Raw genomic sequence first — 18563 nt, 5'->3', positions numbered from 1 at the left:
TCGGTCAGAAGACGGGCGTCCGCTCGATGTCGGCGTCCTTGCGGCGATAGTCGTCGAGGAACTGCTTGAGCGGCGCCGCGTAGAGCGCCTTCACCAGATCGCCCGCCTTCGCGCCGTCGCGGTCCTTCGCCGCCGCCGCGATGCCCGCCAGGGCCTCGGGGAGGTCGTCGATGCCGAACGGCGTCTGCCACGCCGAGATGTACCGGAGCAGCTGCGGGCTGAGTCCTTCGCTCATGGAGACGAGGACGTCGTTGCCGCCGGCCCGCTCGAGCTCGAGGAAGAAGTCGTTGAATGCGTGGCCGAGCGCCGGGAGGTCGCGGGCCTTCGCGGCCTTCCGCACCGTCTTCTGGGCCTTGTCGAGCTTGGCGACGGCCGCGTTGTCGAGCGTCGGGACGATCGTGCGCGCCGCGTGCTCGTGGAGCAGACCGGTGGCGTAGATGGCCTCGTCGATCGCCTTGAGGTCGATCGGGGCGACCCGCGTGTAGCGGTTGGGCGCCATCTCGACGAGTCCGATGTCGGCGAGCTTCATCAGCGCTTCGCGGATGGGCGTGCGCGAGACGCCGAGCCAGGCCGTCAGCTTCTCGTCGAGCAGGGTCTCGCCCGGCTCCAGGGTGCCGTCCAGGATGCCGTCGTAGAGACGTGTGTAGACGACGTCGCGCAGCAACCGACGCTCGACGGGGGCAGTGTCGTTCGCGGGCAGCGGCATCAGCGGAGCTCCTTCTGGGATGCGGCGAACTCGTCGGCGAGGGTGACCAGCGCGGTGTCGAACAGCTCGGTGGCGGCGCGGCCGGCCTTGTCGGCCTTGCCCGCCACGGCGGCGTCGGCGAGGGTCGACACCGAGGAGCGGGCCTTCTGGAAGGCGGCCTCGGAGGGGGCGGCGTTGAGCGCGCGCTGCACCTCGGGCAGGTGCCGTTTGAGCAGGCGCGCGACGGTGCCGTTGTCGAGGCGGCGCACGAAGACGCCGAGGAAGCCGTCGGCCGACAGCCCCGTACGCACGACAGACGCGGGGTCGCCGTCGGCGGCCGACCGGAGCTCGTCGCGGTCGGCGTCCGTCAGCAGCGGCGTCGCATCCCGGACGACACCCGCGACGAGCACGCCGACGGTGGCGACGAGGTCGCGCAAACGCTCCGGCTCGATCGGGGTGACGCGGGTGCGGCGTTGCGGCAGGATCTCGACCAGACCCATCGTGGCGAGCTGGTTGAGGGCTTCGCGGACGGGGTGCGCGAGACGCCGACCCACCGTTCGATCTCGGCGTCGTAAAGCTGCTCGCCGGGGAGGAGGTCGCCGTCGACGATCGCGTCGAGGAGGCGCACGAAGACTTCGTCGCGGATGAGCCGCCGGGGGCTGGCAGCTCCGGTCACGGGCACGGGCATAGATGAATGTTACATCCCGGTCGCTCAGGTCGGGCGCTGATGTACCGGGTGTCGAAAGCGTGCATCCCATGCACATCCTTCCCCCACCGGGCGCTCAGTCCCGCGGGCGTAGGCTGGTCCGGTGAGATCAGCCCCGACCGCTCGGCGGGAGACTGGCGTGACGGTCCTCGAGGCCGAGACCGCACCCCTCGATGACGTCCGCCAGCTCATCCCCTTCCTCGATTCCCGCACGCCCCTCGTGTGGCTGCGCAAGGGAGAGGGGATGGCCGGCATCGGCGAGGTGCTGAGGCTGGAGTTCACCGGGCCGGACCGCATCCAGCAGGCCTCGGCCGCGTGGCGCGAGGTCGCCGCGGCAGCCTCAGTCGACGACGCCGTGCGCACCCCCGGCACCGGGCTCGTCGCCTTCGGCACCTTCGCGTTCGACGATGAGAGCGCGGCGACGAGCACCCTCATCGTCCCCGAGGTGGTCATCGGTCGCCGCGGCAGCCGCAGCTGGGTCACCCGGATCCGCCGCGCGGGCGACCCGGTCGCGCCGGCGCTGCCGCGCCCGACCGCGTTCGGCGATGAGTACCGCCTCAGCCTCCTGCCCGGACAGCTCGGCGACGACGGCTACCGGTCGGCCGTGGCGGCCGCGGTCGAGCGCATCCGCGAGGACGACCTCTCGAAGGTGGTGCTGGCCCGCGACCTGCGCGGCCACCTGCCCGTCGAATCCGACCTACGGCGCGCGCTCGTCGACCTCGCGCTGGGCTACCCGGACTGCTGGACCTTCGCGGTCGACGGGCTCGTCGGCTCGTCGCCCGAGACGCTGGTGCGCGTGCACCACGGGACCGTCACGGCGCGCGTGCTCGCCGGCACCATCTCGCGCGGCCCCGATGCCGAGCAGGATGCCGCTGCGGCGGCTGAGCTGGTCGCCAGCGCCAAAGACCAGGGCGAGCACCGCTATGCGGTGACCAGTGTGATGGATGCGCTGCGCCCGCACAGCGCCGACCTCGCCGCGAGCGATGAGCCGTTCACCCTCAAGCTGCCCAATCTCTGGCACCTCGCCACCGACATCGCCGGGATGCTGAGCGACGGATCGAGCTCCCTCGATCTGGCCGCTGCGCTGCACCCGACCGCCGCCGTCGCCGGCACCCCGCGCACGGAGGCACTGGCGCTCATCCGCGAGCTGGAGCCCTTCGACCGCGGGCGCTATGCCGGTCCGGTCGGCTGGGTCGGCGGCGACGGGGACGGCGAGTGGGCGATCGCGCTCCGCTGCGCGCAGGTCGACCCGAGCGGTGACCTGACCGCGTACGCGGGCGCCGGCATCGTCGCGGACTCGGACCCCGACCGCGAGCTCGCCGAGACGACGATGAAGTTCCGGCCGATCGTCGAGGCCTTCGGCTAGTCAGGACTCCGCGAGGCGGCGCAGCTGCTCCTGCACGTCGTAGTCCGGCTTCGGCCACTCCAGGTCGAGGTCGGACAGGGCCCGGATGAGCAGTTGCTGCACCGCGACGCGGGCGTACCACTTGTGGTCGGCGGGCACGACGAACCATGGCGCGTATGCAGACGTGGTCCGGTTGAAGACCACCTGGTAGGCCTCCTGGTAGTCGTCCCAGAGCAGGCGCTCGTCGACGTCGGCGGGGTTGAACTTCCAGTACTTGTCCGGGCGCTCAAGCCGCGAGGTCAGGCGCTTCTTCTGCTCGTCCTTGCTCAGGTGCAGCATGACCTTGATCACCGTGGTGCCGGACTGCGCAAGCTCCTTCTCGAACGCGTTGATCGCGCCGTAGCGCCGCTCCAGTTCTTCCGGAGGGGCGAGCTCGCGGACGCGGCCGATGAGGACGTCCTCGTAGTGCGAGCGGTCGAACACGCCGACCTGACCCGCCGCGGGGACCTCCTTCCAGACCCGCCAGAGGAAGTCGTGCGCCAGCTCCTCGGGCGTCGGCTTGCCGAAGCCCGCGTAATGGACGCCGCCCGGATTCATCGACCCGATGACGTGGGACACGATGCCGCCCTTGCCCGCGGTGTCCATGGCCTGCAGCACGAGCAGCACAGAGCGCGGCTCGCCCTCCCGCCCGCAGGCGAACAGCAACTCCTGGAGGCCGGCCAGCACGCCGGCGTCCTCTGCGAGGACTTTCTCGCCGTCCGCCTTGTCGCCGCGGAATCCCGGCGTCGCGTCGGTGGGCTGATCCGCCAGGGTGAAGCCCGGCTTCACCCTCAGCAGCTCGTAGGGATCGTCGGTCCAGTCGCTCTTGTCGCCCATCGCCGCCTCCTCGTCGCCGGGACGCCCATGGTAGACCCGCCGCGACCGCTGTGGCCCGGCGAAAATCCCCGCTAGCCGAGCGCCGGTGCGCGGCACTACGGTGTGCGCGATGAGAGGGGTCTCCAATGGACACGTTCTGGAGTGTGTTCCTGTACACCTTCTGGATCTTCGCGTTCGTCGCGTTCTTGATGCTGCTGTTCCTGGTGCTGGTGGACCTGTTCCGCGATCCGTCCCTGAACGGCTGGGCGAAGGCGCTGTGGGTGATCTTCCTGGTGTTCTTCCCGGTGCTCGCGGTGCTCGTGTACCTCATCGCGCGGGGACGCGGGATGGCGGAGCGGAACATGGCGCGCGATGGGAAGGTTCCGGAGGACGACAGCTGGGGGCAGCACCCGACGGCGTCCGCGACGCCCGCCTCGGACATCCAGCAGGCGCAGACGCTGCTCGATCAGGGCGTCATCTCCCAGGGTGAGTTCGACGCGTTGCGCGCGAAGGCGCTGGGGCAGCGGTTCTGAGCGTTCGGCGTGCGTTCGGGGCCCCTGACTGCAACGGTCGGACGCCGCAGCCTAAGCTGGTGGAGTGAGTAAGGCCGACCTCAGCAAGCAGCCCGCCCAGGTCGCCGCCATGTTCGACCAGGTGTCGACGCGCTACGACCGGACCAACGCCGTCCTGTCGGTGGGCAATGCGGCGCTGTGGCGCGTGGCGACGACGCGTGCCGTCGACCCGCGCGCCGGTGAGACGATCCTCGACGTGGCGGCCGGGACCGGCACGTCCAGCGCGTCGCTCGCCCGCAATGGCGCCTCCGTCGTCGCCGCCGACTTCTCCGAGGGGATGATCGAGGTCGGCCGGCAGCGCCAGGCGGACAACCCGTTCGTCCGCTTCGTCCAGGCGGACGCCACCGCGCTGCCGTTCGAGGACGACTCGTTCGACGCCGTGACGATCTCCTTCGGCCTCCGCAACATCGTCGACCCGAAGAAGGCGCTCGCCGAGTTCTACCGCGTCGTCAAGCCGGGCGGCCGCGTCGTGGTGTGCGAGTTCTCGCAGCCTCCTCTCTCTCCCGTTCGTGCCGGGTACTCGGCATATCTCAAGTACGGGATGCCCGTGCTCGCCCGTGTGGCCAGCTCCAACCCGGCCGCGTACGAGTATCTGATGGAGTCCATCCAGGCATGGCCCGACCAGCGCGCGCTCGCCGCATGGCTGCGCGAGGCCGGATTCGAGCGGGTGGCGTACCGCAATCTGACGGCCGGCATCGTGGCGCTGCACCGCGGCTTCAAGCCGGAGCGACCGGTCACTGTCGAAGAGGCGCCGGCGGCGAAGCCGAAGGCAGCCGCAAAGCCGAAGGCCGCCGCATCCACCACGCCGAAGCCGAAGGCCGCCGCATCCACCGCGCCGAAGCCGAAGGCTGCCTCGAAGCCGAAGGCCGCGCCGAAGCCGAAACCCGCGCCCAAGCCGAAGGCCGACCCGGCATCCGGCGCGTCCGCCGGTTCCGAATCCTCTGCGTCCACCGTCCCGTCCGAGGGGGAGTAGTGCCACGAAGTGTCCCGGCCGTGCGGCGTCCGTCGCTGACCGGCCAACTGGGCTTCACCGAGCGGATCTTCGTCCGCGGTGAGGACCGCGAGCTGGCCAACGCCGTCGACGACGGCCTCGCCCTGGTCGAGGAGGGCCTGCACCGCGAGATGCACTTCGCGGACGGCCTCGCTGATGTCACCGCGCGCTACCTGCTGGAGGCCGGCGGGAAGCGCGTCCGCCCGATGCTCACCCTCCTCGCCGCCCAGCTGGGCGACGGGACCAACGCGAACGTGATCCAGGCCGCGGAAGCCGTCGAGATCACCCACCTCGCCTCGCTCTACCACGACGACGTCATGGACGACTCGCAGATGCGCCGGGGGTCCCGAGCGCTCAGTTCGTCTGGGGCAACTCGGTCGCCGTGCTCACCGGCGACCTGCTCTTCGCCCGCGCGAGCAAGCTCGTCTCCGCGCTGGGCGAGCGCGCCATCCAGCTCCAGGCCGACACCTTCGAGCGGCTGTGCCTCGGGCAGCTGCATGAGACCATCGGCCCGCAGGACGGCGACGACCCGGTCGAACACTACATCCAGGTGCTCGCGGACAAGACCGGCTCGCTCATCGCCGTCGCCGCCCAGATGGGCGTCGTGTTCTCGAACGCGCCGAGCGCCTACGAGCAGCCGGTGGTCGTCTTCGGTGAGAAGATCGGCGTCGCCTTCCAGCTCATCGACGACGTCATCGACCTCTCCGGTGAGGGCGTCGCCGAGACCGGCAAGACCCCGGGAACGACCTGCGCGCCGGCGTCGCCACCCTGCCGGTGCTGCGGCTGCGCGAGCGCGCCGCCTCCGACGCGGACGCCGCCGCCCTGCTCGAACGCCTCGAGCGGGACGTGATCGGCTCGGCCGAGGACGGCGAGGTCACGCCCGCCGCCATGGACGCGATCGCGGCGCTGCGCGAGCACGACGTGACGCGTCAGACGCTGGACGAGGCGCACCGCTGGGCGCGCGAGGCGGTCGAGGCGCTGGCGCCCCTGCCGGACGGCCCGGTGAAGAAGGCCCTCGTCCGGTTCGCGGACACCATCGTCGAGCGCTCCAGCTGAGCCGTACGGAACACCAGAAGGAATCAACGAATGACCAAACTGCGACTGGCCATCGTCGGCGCCGGCCCGGCGGGCATCTACGCCGCCGACATCCTGCTGAAGGCCGAGCGCGGCTTCGACGTCTCGATCGACCTGTTCGAGCAGCTGCCCGCGCCCTACGGCCTGGTCCGCTACGGCGTCGCCCCCGACCACCCACGCATCAAGGGCATCATCACCGCCCTCCGCGAAGTGCTCGACCGCGGTGACATCCGCATCTTCGGCAACGTCGAGTACGGCAAGGACATCACGCTCGACGACCTCAAGCGCCACTACAACGCCGTCATCTTCGCCACGGGCGCCGTCCGCGACGCCGACCTCGAGATCCCCGGGATCGAGCTCCACGGCTCCTACGGCGCGGCCGACTTCGTCAGCTGGTTCGACGGACACCCGGACGTGCCGCGCACCTGGCCGCTGGAGGCGAAGTCGGTGGCCGTGATCGGCAACGGCAACGTGGCGCTCGACATCTCGCGCATGCTCGCCAAGCACGCCGACGACCTGCTGCCCACCGAGATCCCCGAGAACGTCTACGAAGGGCTCAAGAGCTCGCCCGTCACCGACGTGCACGTGTTCGGTCGACGCGGCCCCGCCCAGGTGAAGTTCACCCCGCTGGAGCTGCGCGAGCTCGGCGAGCTGCGCGATGTCGACATGATCCTGTACGACGAGGACTTCGACTACGACGAGCAGTCCAAGGCCGCGATCGCGAGCAACAAGCAGGTCATGGTGATCGACCGCGTGCTGCAGCAGTGGCGGCAGCGCGAGGTCGGCAGCGCCTCCCGCCGCCTGCATCTGCACTTCTACGCCAAGCCGCTGGAGGTCGTCGGCGACGACCACGGCAACGTCCGCGCGTTCCGTTACGAGCGCACGGAGCCGGACGGCGAGGGCGGCGTGCGCGGGACCGGCGAGATCCGCGAGCTCCAGATCGACGCGATCTACCGCGCGGTAGGCTACTTTGGCTCGCCGCTGCCCGGCATCCCCTTCGACCGCAAGCACGGCGTCATCCCGAACCACGAGGGCCAGGTGCTGCGCAAGGGTGACAACGAGCGCATGTACGGCGTGTACGCGACCGGGTGGATCAAGCGCGGTCCGGTCGGACTCATCGGTCACACGAAGTCGGATGCCATGGAGACGATCAAGCATGTGATCAACGATCAGGGCAACTGGTGGTCCCCCGCAGACCCGTCCGAGGAATCTGTGGAGAACCTTCTGCGCGAGCGGGGTGTGGAATACACGAACCTCGACGGCTGGCACAACCTCGACGCCCACGAGCAGTCGCTCGGCGCCGAGCAGGGCCGCGCGCGCATCAAGGTCGTGCCGCGCGACGAGATGGTCCGCGTCTCCAACGGGGTCCCCGCCGTCGACTGAGCGCCGTCACAGGAGCATGACGGCGGCGGCCACGCACATCCCCGTTATGGATGCTGCGTCCAGCCACGCACGACCCGACCGGCCCCGCGCCAGCGTCCGGAAGCTGCCGGCCAGGCACCGCGACGCACAGCACGACGAGCGCCGCCGTCAGCACGACCGGGAGCCACGCCCCGCCGTGCCCGGCGTGAGCCGATACGGCGGTCGGCGCGGCCCGATGGAACAGGGCGAGCGCCCACATCACCGCCATCGCCGACGGCTCGAGCACCCGCATCGCCGGGCCCGCTGACCGCCGCCGCGCAACCGCAGCGGCCACCGCGAGCGCCCCGAACACCGCCAGCCACGCGGCCGCGGGAGGACGCGCGTCCCGAGCAGCATGTCGGCGTCCGCGCCCAGAGCGACCACGGGCACGGCGATCCCGGCGGGGATGCGCCGCGCCCGCAGCGGGGATGCCTGGGCGTCGACGGTCATGCCCGAACGGTACGGAGCCCAGCGGCCCACGCACTAGGCAGTAGTCGCCATCGCCCCGCGCCTGGCACGCTGGGGGGATGACGACCACGCACGAATGGCGCCCGGACATCCTCGGAGCGCCGTTCGAGCAGCTGACGCTGCCGCTCGGGCGGGACGCCGAGGGTGAGGTCGTCGCCACCCTCGTGCGTTACTCGCCGCCGCCGCGTCTCCACCTCCACCGCGGCCCGGCCGCCGACGCCGACGTGCTGTACGTGCACGGCTGGTCGGACTACTTCTTCCAAACCGAGCTGGCGCGGTTCTGGCACGACCAGGGCGCCCGCTTCCACGCGCTCGACCTGCGAAAGTACGGCCGCAGCCTCCGCGAGGGGCAGACGCCCGGGTTCGTCGACGACCTCGCGATCTACGACGAGGACATCGCCGCGGCCCTCGACGCCATGGGCCACGGGGAGGACGCGCGCGGGCGCCGCCGCCTCATCCTCGTCGGCCACTCCACCGGCGGGCTGACGCTGAGCCTGTGGGCCGACCGGCATCCGGGACGGGCGCAGGCGCTCATCCTGAACAGCCCGTGGCTGGAGTTCCAGGCACGGTCGGCGGGCCGGGCGGCCCTGACGCCGCTGGTCGACCTCCGCGCCCGCATCGACCCGAAGGCGACCATGCCGAACGTCGATCTCGGCTTCTACACCCGCACCGTCTCACGCACCCTCGACGGCGAGTGGGACTACGACCTGGCCTGGCGCCCGGTGCGCGGCTTCCGCGTCCACCCGGCCTGGCTGACCGCCGTGCTCGCCGGGCACGCCCGCGTCGCCGCCGGCCTGCACATCGACGCGCCGGTGCTCACGCTGCTCTCGGCGCGGTCGACGCTGCTGCCGTACTGGACGCCCGACATGCTGAAGTCGGACGTCGTGCTCGTCGTGCGCGACATCGCCGAGCGCGCGCTGGGCCTCGCGCCGACGGTGACGGTGTCGTGGGTCCAGGATGCGCTGCACGACGTGTTCCTGTCGGCTCCACCTGTCCGCTGCGCGGCGTACGCGGCGGTGGAGCGGTGGATGCGCGGCTACCTCAGCGGAAGTTGACGAACTGCACGGCGACGTCGAGGTCGGCGTTCTTGAGGAGCGCCATGGTCGCCTGCAGGTCGTCCCGGCTCTTCGAGCTGACGCGCAGCTCGTCGCCCTGGATCTGCGACTTCACGCTCTTGGGCGCCTCGTCGCGGATGATCTTGTTGATCTTCTTGGCCGCATCCTGCTCGATGCCGTTCTTGAGCCCGACTTCGATGCGGAACTCCTTGCCCGATGGGTAGGGGGCTCCGGTGTCGAGCGACTTGAGGGTGATGCCGCGCTTGATGAACTTGGATTCCAGCACCTCGAGCACCGCCTTGACGCGCTCCTCGGTGTTGGCCTTCAGCAGCACCTTCTCGCCGCTCCACTCGACCGACGCCCCGACGTTCTTGAAGTCGTAGCGCTGGTCCACCTCCTTGCGGGCCTGGTTGACGGCGTTGTCCGCCTCCATCTTGTCGACCTTGCTGACGATGTCGAACGAGGAGTCTGCCATCTTCTCTTCCCCAATCGGTGGCTTGCTGGAACGGAGCCCGCATGCGGGCAGTTCGAGTCTAAAGCGCCGTCACTCGACGTGTGACCCGGCGGACACCGCGATCGCATCGCGGAGGGAGGCGACAGCCGCGCCGCGCGCCCAGTCCGTGAAAGTGTGGCGGCGCACCACCAGGCGGCAGTTCGCCGCGGCGCCGAAGGCGTGCGCGAGGAATTCCTCGCGGAAGCGGCGCTCGTAGAGGTCGTAGTCCATCACGCCCTCGCCGGCGATCACGACGACCTCCGGACCGAACAGGTTGACGGTGGCGGCCAGCGCGGCGCCGATCGCGGTGCCAGCGCGCTCGAAGGCCTCGACGGCGGCCGGGTCCCCTTCATGCGCCAGGCGGATCGCGTCGGCCAGGGTGAGGTCGGGTTCGGAGCGTCCGCTGCGGACCGCCTCGAGGATGGCGTGCGACGATGCCACCGCTTCCACGCAGCCTCGCCGACCGCACACGCAGATCGCGTCCGACGACGCGAGCGGCAGGTGGCCGATCTCGCCCGCGACGCCGTGGGATCCGACCACCACGTCGCCGTTCACGTAGATGCCGCAGCCGATCCCGGCGCCGATGGTGACGATCGCGAACGAGGTCGCGTCCTTGCCCACGCCGAACCAGTGCTCGGACTTCGCGAGCGCACGCACGTCGTTCTCCACTGTGACGGGGAGACCGATCCGCGCCTCCAACTCGCTGCCGAGCGCGACCTGGGTCCAGTCGAGCAGGGGGAGTGGCGGACGGTGCCCGTGCTGGTGTCGATGTCGCCCGACACCGAGACGCCCACGCCCGTCAGGTGCGCGGCGTCCTCGCCGAGCTGGTCGATGAGGGAGTCGACGGAGGCGACGATCGCGGCGATCGTGGTCTCGGGGTCGTGGCTCCGGAGCCGGCGGCGCGTGGAGCCCAGCACCTCGTTGCCGAGGTTCACGGTGACGGCGAAGATCTCGCCCTCGTTCACCTTCACCCCGACCGCGATCATGGACCGCGGGACGACACTGAGAGGACGGACGGGACGGCCGGGGAAGGAGTGCTCGGCGTGCTCGCCGACCGCGACGTAGCCGCTCTCGATGAGCGGGCTGACCGTCTTGGTCACCTTGGCCTGGGAGAGTCCGGTCAGGCGCCCGATGTCCAGTCTGCTGACCGGGCCGTGGGTGATGATGCGGGTGAAGATCTCCGCCGACTTCGCCGTTCCCAGCGCCGGCCGGCGCGCGGCGACGGCGCGCGGCTCTGCTCTGACGGTGTTGTCTCCCACACCTCGAGGTTAGTGCACGCCGTGTCCTAAATGCGACGGGGCGTTCTGTGGGCTCGAATCAGGCGGCCGAAGCAAATTATTGACAACGGCAAAAAAATACGTTTTGCTGTAACTCGATTCGGACAAGCCGGATGGATCTACAGGAGTCTTCGATGACGAAGGTGAGCAGTACCCACGAGAGGCGGCTCGCGTGACGAGCGCCCCGACCGCGACCAGCGTAACCGCAGCGCCGACGGCGACGGGACAACCGAAGCCCGTCCGAGCGGCGGCCACCCGGACCACCCTCCGCCGCAAGAGGAGCCTCGGCCAGCGCTGGCGGATCGCCTGGAAGCGGCACTGGCAGCTATACCTGCTGACGATCCTGCCGCTCGCGTACTTCGTGATCTTCAAGTACATCCCCATCTCCAACGCGATCATCGCGTTCAAGGACTACAGCCCGGTGCTCGGGGTGTGGGGGAGCCCGTGGACCGGCTGGACCAACTTCCAGCTCTTCCTCCAGAACCCGCAGTTCCCCACCCTGCTGTCCAACACGCTCATCCTGTCCGGCTACGCGGTGCTGGCGAGCTTCCCGATCCCGATCATCCTGGCGCTTGCGCTCAACGAGGTGCGCCACCGCTGGTTCCAGAAGACGGTGCAGCTGGTCACCTACGCGCCGTACTTCATCTCCACGGTCGTCGTCGTCTCGATGCTGATCCTGATCATGGCGCCGCGGCTCGGCATCCTCAGCGAGGTGTTCGGCTTCTTCGGCGTCCCGTCGCCCGACTTCCTCGGCGACCCGGACTACTTCCGTCACGTCTACGTCTGGTCTGATGTCTGGCAGACCGCCGGCTACTCGGCCGTCATCTACATGGCCGCGCTGTCCGGGATCGACCCGTCGCTCTACGAGGCGGCGAAGGTGGATGGCGCCTCGCGTCTCCGCAAGATCTGGCACGTCGACATCCCGGGCATCATGCCGACGGCGATGATCGTCCTCATCCTGAGCGTCGGCAACATCATGGCGATCGGATTCGAGAAGGCCTTCCTGCTCCAGAACCCGCTGAACCTCGGGCAGTCCGAGATCATCGCGACCTACGTCTACAAGCTGGGCATCCTCAACGCCGACTTCGGAACGGCGACTGCCGTCGGCCTCTTCAACTCCGTGATCAACCTCGTGCTGCTCCTCGTCGTCAACTGGGTCGCACGCCGCGTGAGTGGGAGTGGACTGTGGTGACCATCGATCGTCTGGCGGACCGCGCGAAGGTGCGCGGCGTGGCGAAGCAGAAGCCACGCCCCCTCAAGACCCGCCGCATCCGGGAGTCGCCCACCGACCGCGCCCTGCTGGTCGTGATCTACCTCGGCCTGATCCTGGCGGTGCTGGTCGTCGTCCTGCCGCTGCTGTACATCCTGGCCAGCTCGTTCTCGTCGCCGCACGCGGTCACCGCCGGCGAGGTGTTCCTCTGGCCGGTCGACTTCACGCTCAAGGGCTACCAGACGGTGCTCTCGGACCCGCAGGTGCTCCTCGGCTACGCGAACTCCCTGTTCTACATGGTCGCCGGCACGCTGATCAGCACGACCCTCACGGTCTGCATCGCCTGGCCGCTGTCGCGCCGCACCTTCATGGGCCGCAACGTGATCATGTCGCTGCTGCTGTTCACCATGCTGTTCAGCGGCGGCCTGATCCCGACCTACATGGTCGTGCAGAACCTCGGGATGCTCGACACCCGCTGGGCGCTGCTCCTGCCCCAGGCGGTCGCGGTCTGGCAGGTCATCATCGCCCGGACGTTCTTCCGGTCCGCCATCCCCGACGAGCTGGTCGAGGCGGCCGAGCTCGACGGCGCGAGCGACTGGCGCTTCCTGTGGACGATGGTGCTCCCGCTCTCGAAGCCGCTCATCGCCGTGATCGCCCTCATGTACGCGATCGGCCAGTGGAACGGCTACTTCGACGCCCTCCTGTACCTGAAGAGCTCGGACCTGTTCCCGCTGCAGCTGGTGCTCCGCAACATCCTCGTGCTCAACGCTACGAACGGCGGCACCAACGATCTGGCCGCCCAGGCGTCGAACCAGGAGCTGGTGAACCTTCTCAAGTACTCGCTGATCGTCATCACCAGCGTCCCCGTGCTCATCATCTACCCGTTCGTCGCGCGCTACTTCAACAAAGGGGTGCTCATCGGGTCGGTCAAGGGCTGAGCCCGGCCGACCGCACGCCCTTCCCCGAACCCACCACTGCACACCCGTCACGCAATCCAAGTTCCAAAGGAGGAACGAACCATGTTTTCCAACACGGACAGCCGCGCCGGCCGGCGTCGGCGCAAGGCAGCCCTCGCCGTCGCGGTGGGCGGCGCGGCGCTGCTCGCCCTCTCGGCGTGCACGCCATCGCAGGCCAACGGCGCTAACGACAAGATCGGCGGCACCGCGAACCTGAGCGTCTTCGCCCAGCAGGGGACCGGACAGGACCTCGCCACCAACGCCTTCACCAAGGAGGTCGCCAAGAAGTTCAACATCAAGTTCAGCTGGCAGACCACGACGCAGGACTCGTCCGTCGCGCCGGAGAAGCGCCAGATCCTCATGGCGAGCGGCGACTACCCGGACGCGTTCCTCCTCATCCCGTGGGTGGACCAGTTCAACCAGGTGGACGTCGAGAAGCTGGCGAAGCAGGGCGTGGCCGTCCCGCTGAACGACCTCATCAAGCAGTACGCGCCGGACATCCAGAAGGCGCTCGACAGCAACCCGGACTACAAGGCGATGGCGACCTCGCCGGACGGCAAGATCTACGGGCTGCCTCAGCTGGCCGAGACGCTGCACATCCAGTACCCGTCGAAGCTCTGGATCAACACCGACTGGCTGAAGAAGCTCAAGCTGCAGATGCCGAAGACGACCGACGACATGACGAAGGTCCTCGAGGCGTTCAAGAACGGCGACCCGAACGGCAACGGCAAGAAGGACGAGATCCCGCTGAGCGGCGACTCGCACGACACCCTTATCCCGTTCTTCATGAACGCCTTCATCTACGACCCGCAGAACCCCGACAAGGGCATCCAGTCGACGACGGTGCTCAACAAGGGCAAGGTCGACATCCAGGCGAACAAGGACGGATGGCGCGAGGGCCTGAAGTACATCAAGTCGCTGTGGGATGCGGGCCTGATCGACAAGGGCGCGTTCACCCAGAACCCGGCCGCGTTGGCCCAGGAGGGCAACAACGAGGGGACGGTCCTGCTCGGAAGCGCGAGCGCCCTGCACCCCTACATCTTCGTGAGCCCGGGTGCGAAGGACGGCCGTGACAAGCAGTACGACGCCGTTCCGCCGCTGACCGGCCCGGACGGAGCCGACTACGCCACGTACGCCTTCGGCAGCACGCCGGGCGCGACGTTCCTGCTGACCAACAAGGCGTCGAAGAACGACCAGGTCGCGGCCATCAAGCTGGTGAACTACCTCTTCACCGAGAAGGGCCAGCTCGACGGCAACTTCGGCCCGGAGGGCAAGGGCTGGGCGAAGGCCGGCGCCGACGACAAGGCGCTCGACCCGAGCGAGAAGGCGGCGTTCGTGAACCTCCAGCTGGATCAGGACGCGGCCAACGCGGTCCAGTGGGGCGCGCTGTCGACCTACAACCAGAACGCGGCGTTCCGCGGCTCGCAGGCCGTGCCGACGGACATCTACGACCCGTCCGGCTACGAGCGCCGGCTGTTCGACGCGACCCAGCTGTACAAGGGCCACGAGAACAAGAGCGAGATCTACCCGACGTGGCGCGTGTGGCCCGACCCGTCCAAGGCGACCCAGGTGGCCACGGAGCAGACCAACATCGACAACTACGTCACCCAGAACGCGCTGGCCTTCATCACCGGGTCGAAGAACATCGACACCGACTGGGACGCCTACGTGAAGGGCTTCGACGGCCTCGGCCTGAAGGACTACCTGAGCACGCTGCAGACGGCGTACGACACGTCCAAGAAGTAAGCGCCGCTCGCTGACGCGAAGAACCCCGGCCGGGCATCCTCCAGATGTCCGGCCGGGGTTTCTGCGCGGATGGCGTCAGACGACGAGCGAGCGGATGGCGCCGGCCGCCGCGCCGCGCGCCCAGTCCTCGAAGGTGTGCGGGCGCACGACGATGCGGCAGCGGTCGGCCGACGCGAACACGTGCTCGGCGTAGGACCGGCGCAGCGGCTCCTCGAACAGATCGAAGTTGGCCACGCCCTCCCCGCCGAGGATGACGAGCTCGGGGCCGACCATGTTGACCAGGCTCGCGATCGCCGCGCCGATGACGGTTCCCGCCTCACCGAACGCCTGCATAGCGGCGGGGTCGCCGGAGCGGGCGAGGTCGACCGCCTCCCCGATCGTGACCGCGCGCCCGTGGGCAGCCGAGACGGAGGCGACGATCGCGTGCGTGGCGGCGACCGCCTCCACGCAGCCCCGGCGCCCGCAGGCGCAGACGCGGTCGGGAGAGGTCAGCGGGAGGTGGCCGATCTCGCCGGCGACACCGTAGGCGCCCTCGACGACCTCGCCGTTCAGGTGCAGGCCGCTGCCGATGCCGCGGCCGATCGTCACGATCGCGAACGAGCCGGTGCCGAGACCGACGCCGAACCAGTGCTCGCCGATGGTCAGCGCGCGCACGTCGTTCTCCACGACGACCCCCACCCCGGGCAGACGCTGTCGCAGCAGCGCGCCGAGGTTCACCGCGCGCCAGCCCATCAGGGCCGAGTCACGGACCATCCCCGTGTCGCTGTCGACGTCGCCGGACACCGAGACGCCGACGCACGCCAGCCGGGCCTGCAGACCGCCCAGCCCCTCCTGGAGGCGTGCGCACAGCTCGACGACGGCATCGACGACGGCGTCGGGGTCGTGGGAAACGAGCGGCAGGCGGTCGGAGGTGATGATCCGCGTGGTGAGGTCGGTGGCGACGCCGATCAGCTCGTCGACGTTCACCTTCACGCCCAGGGCCACGACGGCGTCTGGAACGACGGCGACCGGGCTCACCGGCCGCCCGGGTAGGCCCGTGAGCGTTGGGTCGAGCGAGTCGTCGACCAGACCCGCGGCGACGAGCGGCGTCACGGCCTTGGTCACGGCGGCCTGGGACAGACCGGTCAGCCGCGACACGTCCGTCCGGCTGATCGGGCTGCGGGTGAGGATGGTCGTGAAGACGCGGGTGGCCGCATCCGACGACGACCCGAGCAGGGCCGTCCGGGTCAGGATTTCGTCGTTCACGGGGTGTTCTCGAGCGCGGCCTCCGGCTGGACGACGTACTCGCCAGAGGCGGGGATGCTCACGCGGGTCTCCGTGTCGCCGTAGCGCACGCGCACCTCGCGCGGCTCGCTCCCGGGGTTGCGCAGCACGGCCGTCGTCAGGCTCCCCTCGGACCACTCGAGGTCGACCGTGAGGCCGCCGCGGGCGCCGAACCCGGTGACCCGACCCTCGGGCCACGCGGAGGGCAGCGCCGGCAGTAGGTGGATGACCCCCGCGTGACTCTGCAGCAGCAGCTCCGCGATCCCCGCCGGGAACCCGAGGTTGCCGTCGATCTGGAACGGCGGGTGCGTGCTGAACAGGTTCGGCAGAAGGCCGCCCCACTCGGAGCCGTCGACCGGGCCGTGGCGGCGGGCGTCGCCGTCGTAGGGGGCGAGCGCCTGCGTCAGCAGGTCGTGGGCGGCATCCCCGTCGCCGAGGCGCGCGCGGAGGGCGATCTTCCACGCCCACGACCATCCCATCGCGCCCGGTCCGCGGGCGTCGAGGAACCGTCGGGCCGCGTCGGCGTGCGCCGGAGTGCCCTCCGGGGTGATGAGGTCGAGCGGATACAGGCCCACCAGCGGCGACAGGTGGCGGTGTGCGGGCTCGTGCTCGGGCACCTCCTCGGACCATTCGAGCAGTCGTCCGTCGCGGCCGATGCCGGGCTCCGGGATGCTGGAGAGCGCCGCTTCGAGCTCATCCCGGAGCGGTCCCTTCTCGCCGAGGATGTCGGACGCGCGCAGCGTGCGCTGGAAGAGGGACCGGATCAGCTCGCGGTCCATGGTGGCCGTGAGGCCCAGGGCGCGCGGGACGTCGTCGGCGTCGCGGTAGGCGTTCTCGGGGGAGGTGGAGGGAGCCAGGAAGGCGACACCGTCGTCGTCCACCTGCAGCCAGTCGAGGCAGAACTCGCTCGCTCCGCGGAGGAGCGGCCAGAGGCGGTCCCGCAGCAGGTCGTCGTCGGCGGTGAACTCGTAGTGGTCCCAGAGCGAGTGGGTGAGCCAGACGCCGCCCATCATCCAGATGGCCCAGCTGGGGGCGCCGTGGCCCATGCCGACGGGCAGGCTCCAGCCCCACAGGTCGGTGTTGTGGTGCGCGACCCAGCCCCGGCAGCCGTACAGCTCGCGCGCGACGTCGCCTCCGGTGGCGGCCAGACGCTCCACGAGCGAGATCAGGGGCTCGGCGTGGGAGATGACGCCGAGCGGGCCGGCCGCCCAGTAGTTCATCTGCGTGTTGATGTTGATCGTGTAGTTCGACGACCAGGCCGGACGCAGCTCGCCGTTCCAGATGCCCTGCAGGTTCGCGGCGGGGCCGCCCGCGCGGGATGACGAGGTCAGGAGGTAGCGGCCGTACTCGGCGGCGACGGTCGCACGGAGGGCGTCGTCGGTCCCGCGCAGGATGTCGGAGTCGACGTCCCAGCGGCCCTCGCGGCGGCCGCCGATCGCGAACCGCGCCGCTTCCGGATGACGTGGCTCGTCATCCGGAAGCGGACCGGCGCCCACGGCGCACGCGCCGAGAGCCCGGTCCCTGGCGCGGTCCCGGATCGTCTCGCGAGAGACGGTCCGCCACTCGTCGTCCGCGCCGGCCCACCACGACTCAGCGCGGGTCGACGACGAGAGGGCGATCAGCAGCCGACGGACGTGACGGACCGTGAGGCCGGAGGCCGTGGCGTCCGTCGTCCCGTCGCTCCGCACCGCGAGTGCCGCGGCGGCGAAGCCGTCGTAGGGTGCGTCGTCCGCCTCCGCGTAGCGCAGCGGCGGCACGACGGACTGCTCGTGCAGGGGAGCGCCGTCGATCGGGACGGCGACATCGAGGGTCAGCAGCTCGCCGGAGGCGGCGCGGCCGAGCTCGCGAAGCGGCGTCGTCAGGACGATCCGGACCTCCGGCAGGGGCGCCTGCGCGACCAGCTCGACGAGGAGGACGCCGTCCCGGACGCGGGAACTGCGGCGAACGGAGATCCCGCCGACGTGGAGTGATTCCTCCACGACGGCGAGGTCGAGGTCGAGCACGCGTGCGGGTGAATTAGTTTCCGGCGTGGCGTCGGGCACCTCGACGGTCAGGTCGACGAACGGCAGGAACTCCTGGCTGTAACGACCCTCGAAGGTCATCAGCAGCTCCTCCGCGCGGGAGAGGTCGCCGGCCGCGAGCGCGGAGCGGATCTCGCGCAGCCGGTCAGGTCCTGCGCCCTGCGCAGTGACGCGGCGAAGCTCCTCGCCGGGGACCAGGGGAGTGCCCGACCAGACGGTCGCGTCGTTCACCTGGTAGCGACCGCTCGCGCCGCCGAACACCATGGCCCCGAGGCGGCCGTCGCCGATCGGGGTGGCTTCTTCCCAGTGGGCCGCCGGCTCGCGCCACGCGAGCTGGAGCGTCCGTGCGCCGGAGATCGTCATCGGTCTTCCCCTTCGAGGTTGCAGTTGACAGATTAGGCATGGTTAATTGACACTGTCAAATAACCGACATCCGCTAGGAGCC

The 18563-nt window shown here is 69.9% G+C and carries 15 protein-coding genes and 2 pseudogenes; 9 read left to right on the top strand and 8 right to left on the bottom strand.

Annotated elements, in window-relative coordinates:
- Positions 1-4: 4 nt before the first annotated feature.
- Positions 5-706 carry a GntR family transcriptional regulator gene (locus tag ACRAWB_RS11410; RefSeq protein ID WP_431353433.1) on the bottom strand — a complete coding sequence of 234 codons (702 nt, stop codon included), beginning with the start codon at positions 704-706 and terminating at the stop codon, positions 5-7.
- On the bottom strand, positions 706-1239 hold the full coding sequence (locus ACRAWB_RS11405) for a GntR family transcriptional regulator (protein ID WP_431353432.1): 534 nt from the start codon (positions 1237-1239) through the stop codon (positions 706-708). The genes ACRAWB_RS11410 and ACRAWB_RS11405 overlap by 1 nt, the downstream gene beginning before the upstream one ends.
- Before the next feature lie 291 nt (positions 1240-1530).
- Here ACRAWB_RS11405 and ACRAWB_RS11400 point away from each other — a divergent pair, with 291 nt between their 5' ends.
- The gene (locus ACRAWB_RS11400; protein ID WP_431353431.1) at positions 1531-2757 is read left to right on the top strand and encodes an isochorismate synthase; all 1227 of its coding nucleotides are present in this window, start codon (positions 1531-1533) and stop codon (positions 2755-2757) included.
- Here ACRAWB_RS11400 and ACRAWB_RS11395 read toward each other — a convergent pair whose 3' ends face one another.
- Positions 2758-3612 (bottom strand): polyphosphate kinase 2 family protein, encoded by an 855-nt coding sequence (locus ACRAWB_RS11395; RefSeq protein ID WP_431353430.1) that lies wholly within the window; start codon positions 3610-3612, stop codon positions 2758-2760.
- 125 nt (positions 3613-3737) lie between these two features.
- On the opposite strand from ACRAWB_RS11395, the gene ACRAWB_RS11390 reads away from it, so the two are divergent.
- The 4 genes and pseudogenes from ACRAWB_RS11390 to ACRAWB_RS11375 all read left to right on the top strand — a co-directional run bounded on the left by ACRAWB_RS11390 (position 3738) and on the right by ACRAWB_RS11375 (position 7611).
- Positions 3738-4124: an SHOCT domain-containing protein gene (locus ACRAWB_RS11390; protein ID WP_431353429.1), complete on the top strand. Its 387-nt coding sequence runs from the start codon at positions 3738-3740 to the stop codon at positions 4122-4124.
- Between the two features lie 64 nt (positions 4125-4188).
- Positions 4189-4962, top strand: a pseudogene (locus ACRAWB_RS11385) (demethylmenaquinone methyltransferase); the annotation flags it as partial.
- A gap of 194 nt (positions 4963-5156) precedes the next feature.
- Positions 5157-6210 (top strand): annotated as a pseudogene (locus ACRAWB_RS11380) (polyprenyl synthetase family protein).
- A 30-nt stretch (positions 6211-6240) separates the two neighbouring features.
- Positions 6241-7611: an FAD-dependent oxidoreductase gene (locus ACRAWB_RS11375; RefSeq protein WP_431353428.1), complete on the top strand. Its 1371-nt coding sequence runs from the start codon at positions 6241-6243 to the stop codon at positions 7609-7611.
- A gap of 237 nt (positions 7612-7848) precedes the next feature.
- Here the strand turns inward: ACRAWB_RS11375 and ACRAWB_RS11370 are convergent, their stop codons facing one another.
- A complete protein-coding gene (locus tag ACRAWB_RS11370; protein ID WP_431353427.1) occupies positions 7849-8079 on the bottom strand; it encodes a hypothetical protein in 231 nt (76 codons plus the stop codon).
- 77 nt (positions 8080-8156) lie between these two features.
- On the opposite strand from ACRAWB_RS11370, the gene ACRAWB_RS11365 reads away from it, so the two are divergent.
- Positions 8157-9152: an alpha/beta hydrolase gene (locus ACRAWB_RS11365; RefSeq protein WP_431353426.1), complete on the top strand. Its 996-nt coding sequence runs from the start codon at positions 8157-8159 to the stop codon at positions 9150-9152.
- On the opposite strand, the gene ACRAWB_RS11360 is transcribed toward ACRAWB_RS11365, so the two are convergent.
- Both ACRAWB_RS11360 and ACRAWB_RS11355 read right to left on the bottom strand, forming a co-directional pair.
- Positions 9139-9627 (bottom strand): YajQ family cyclic di-GMP-binding protein, encoded by a 489-nt coding sequence (locus ACRAWB_RS11360; protein ID WP_363806851.1) that lies wholly within the window; start codon positions 9625-9627, stop codon positions 9139-9141. The two genes, ACRAWB_RS11365 and ACRAWB_RS11360, sit on opposite strands and share 14 nt — an antisense overlap.
- 69 nt (positions 9628-9696) lie before the next feature.
- Positions 9697-10344, bottom strand: coding sequence for an ROK family protein (locus tag ACRAWB_RS11355; RefSeq protein ID WP_431353425.1), 648 nt, complete (start codon positions 10342-10344; stop codon positions 9697-9699).
- Positions 10345-11094: 750 nt separating this feature from the next.
- Here ACRAWB_RS11355 and ACRAWB_RS11350 point away from each other — a divergent pair.
- The 3 genes from ACRAWB_RS11350 to ACRAWB_RS11340 all read left to right on the top strand — a co-directional run bounded on the left by ACRAWB_RS11350 (position 11095) and on the right by ACRAWB_RS11340 (position 14834).
- Positions 11095-12114, top strand: a complete 1020-nt coding sequence (locus ACRAWB_RS11350; RefSeq protein WP_431353424.1) for an ABC transporter permease — start codon at positions 11095-11097, stop codon at positions 12112-12114.
- On the top strand, positions 12108-13070 hold the full coding sequence (locus ACRAWB_RS11345; RefSeq protein WP_431353423.1) for a carbohydrate ABC transporter permease: 963 nt from the start codon (positions 12108-12110) through the stop codon (positions 13068-13070). Before ACRAWB_RS11350 ends, ACRAWB_RS11345 begins: the two co-directional genes overlap by 7 nt.
- An 81-nt stretch (positions 13071-13151) precedes the next feature.
- Positions 13152-14834, top strand: coding sequence for an ABC transporter substrate-binding protein (locus tag ACRAWB_RS11340; protein WP_431353422.1), 1683 nt, complete (start codon positions 13152-13154; stop codon positions 14832-14834).
- 75 nt (positions 14835-14909) lie between these two features.
- Here ACRAWB_RS11340 and ACRAWB_RS11335 read toward each other — a convergent pair whose 3' ends face one another.
- Entirely contained in the window at positions 14910-16079 is a 1170-nt protein-coding gene (locus tag ACRAWB_RS11335; protein WP_431353421.1) for an ROK family protein, read from the bottom strand.
- A complete protein-coding gene (locus ACRAWB_RS11330) occupies positions 16076-18481 on the bottom strand; it encodes a glycosyl hydrolase family 95 catalytic domain-containing protein (protein ID WP_431353420.1) in 2406 nt (801 codons plus the stop codon). The genes ACRAWB_RS11335 and ACRAWB_RS11330 overlap by 4 nt, the downstream gene beginning before the upstream one ends.
- Positions 18482-18563 lie beyond the last annotated feature (82 nt).

Source organism: Leifsonia poae, assembly GCF_050632865.1.
GTDB lineage: Bacteria > Actinomycetota > Actinomycetes > Actinomycetales > Microbacteriaceae > Leifsonia > Leifsonia poae_B.
Note: the sequence above shows the minus strand (reverse complement) of the source record. Positions and strands in the feature narration are given on the sequence as shown.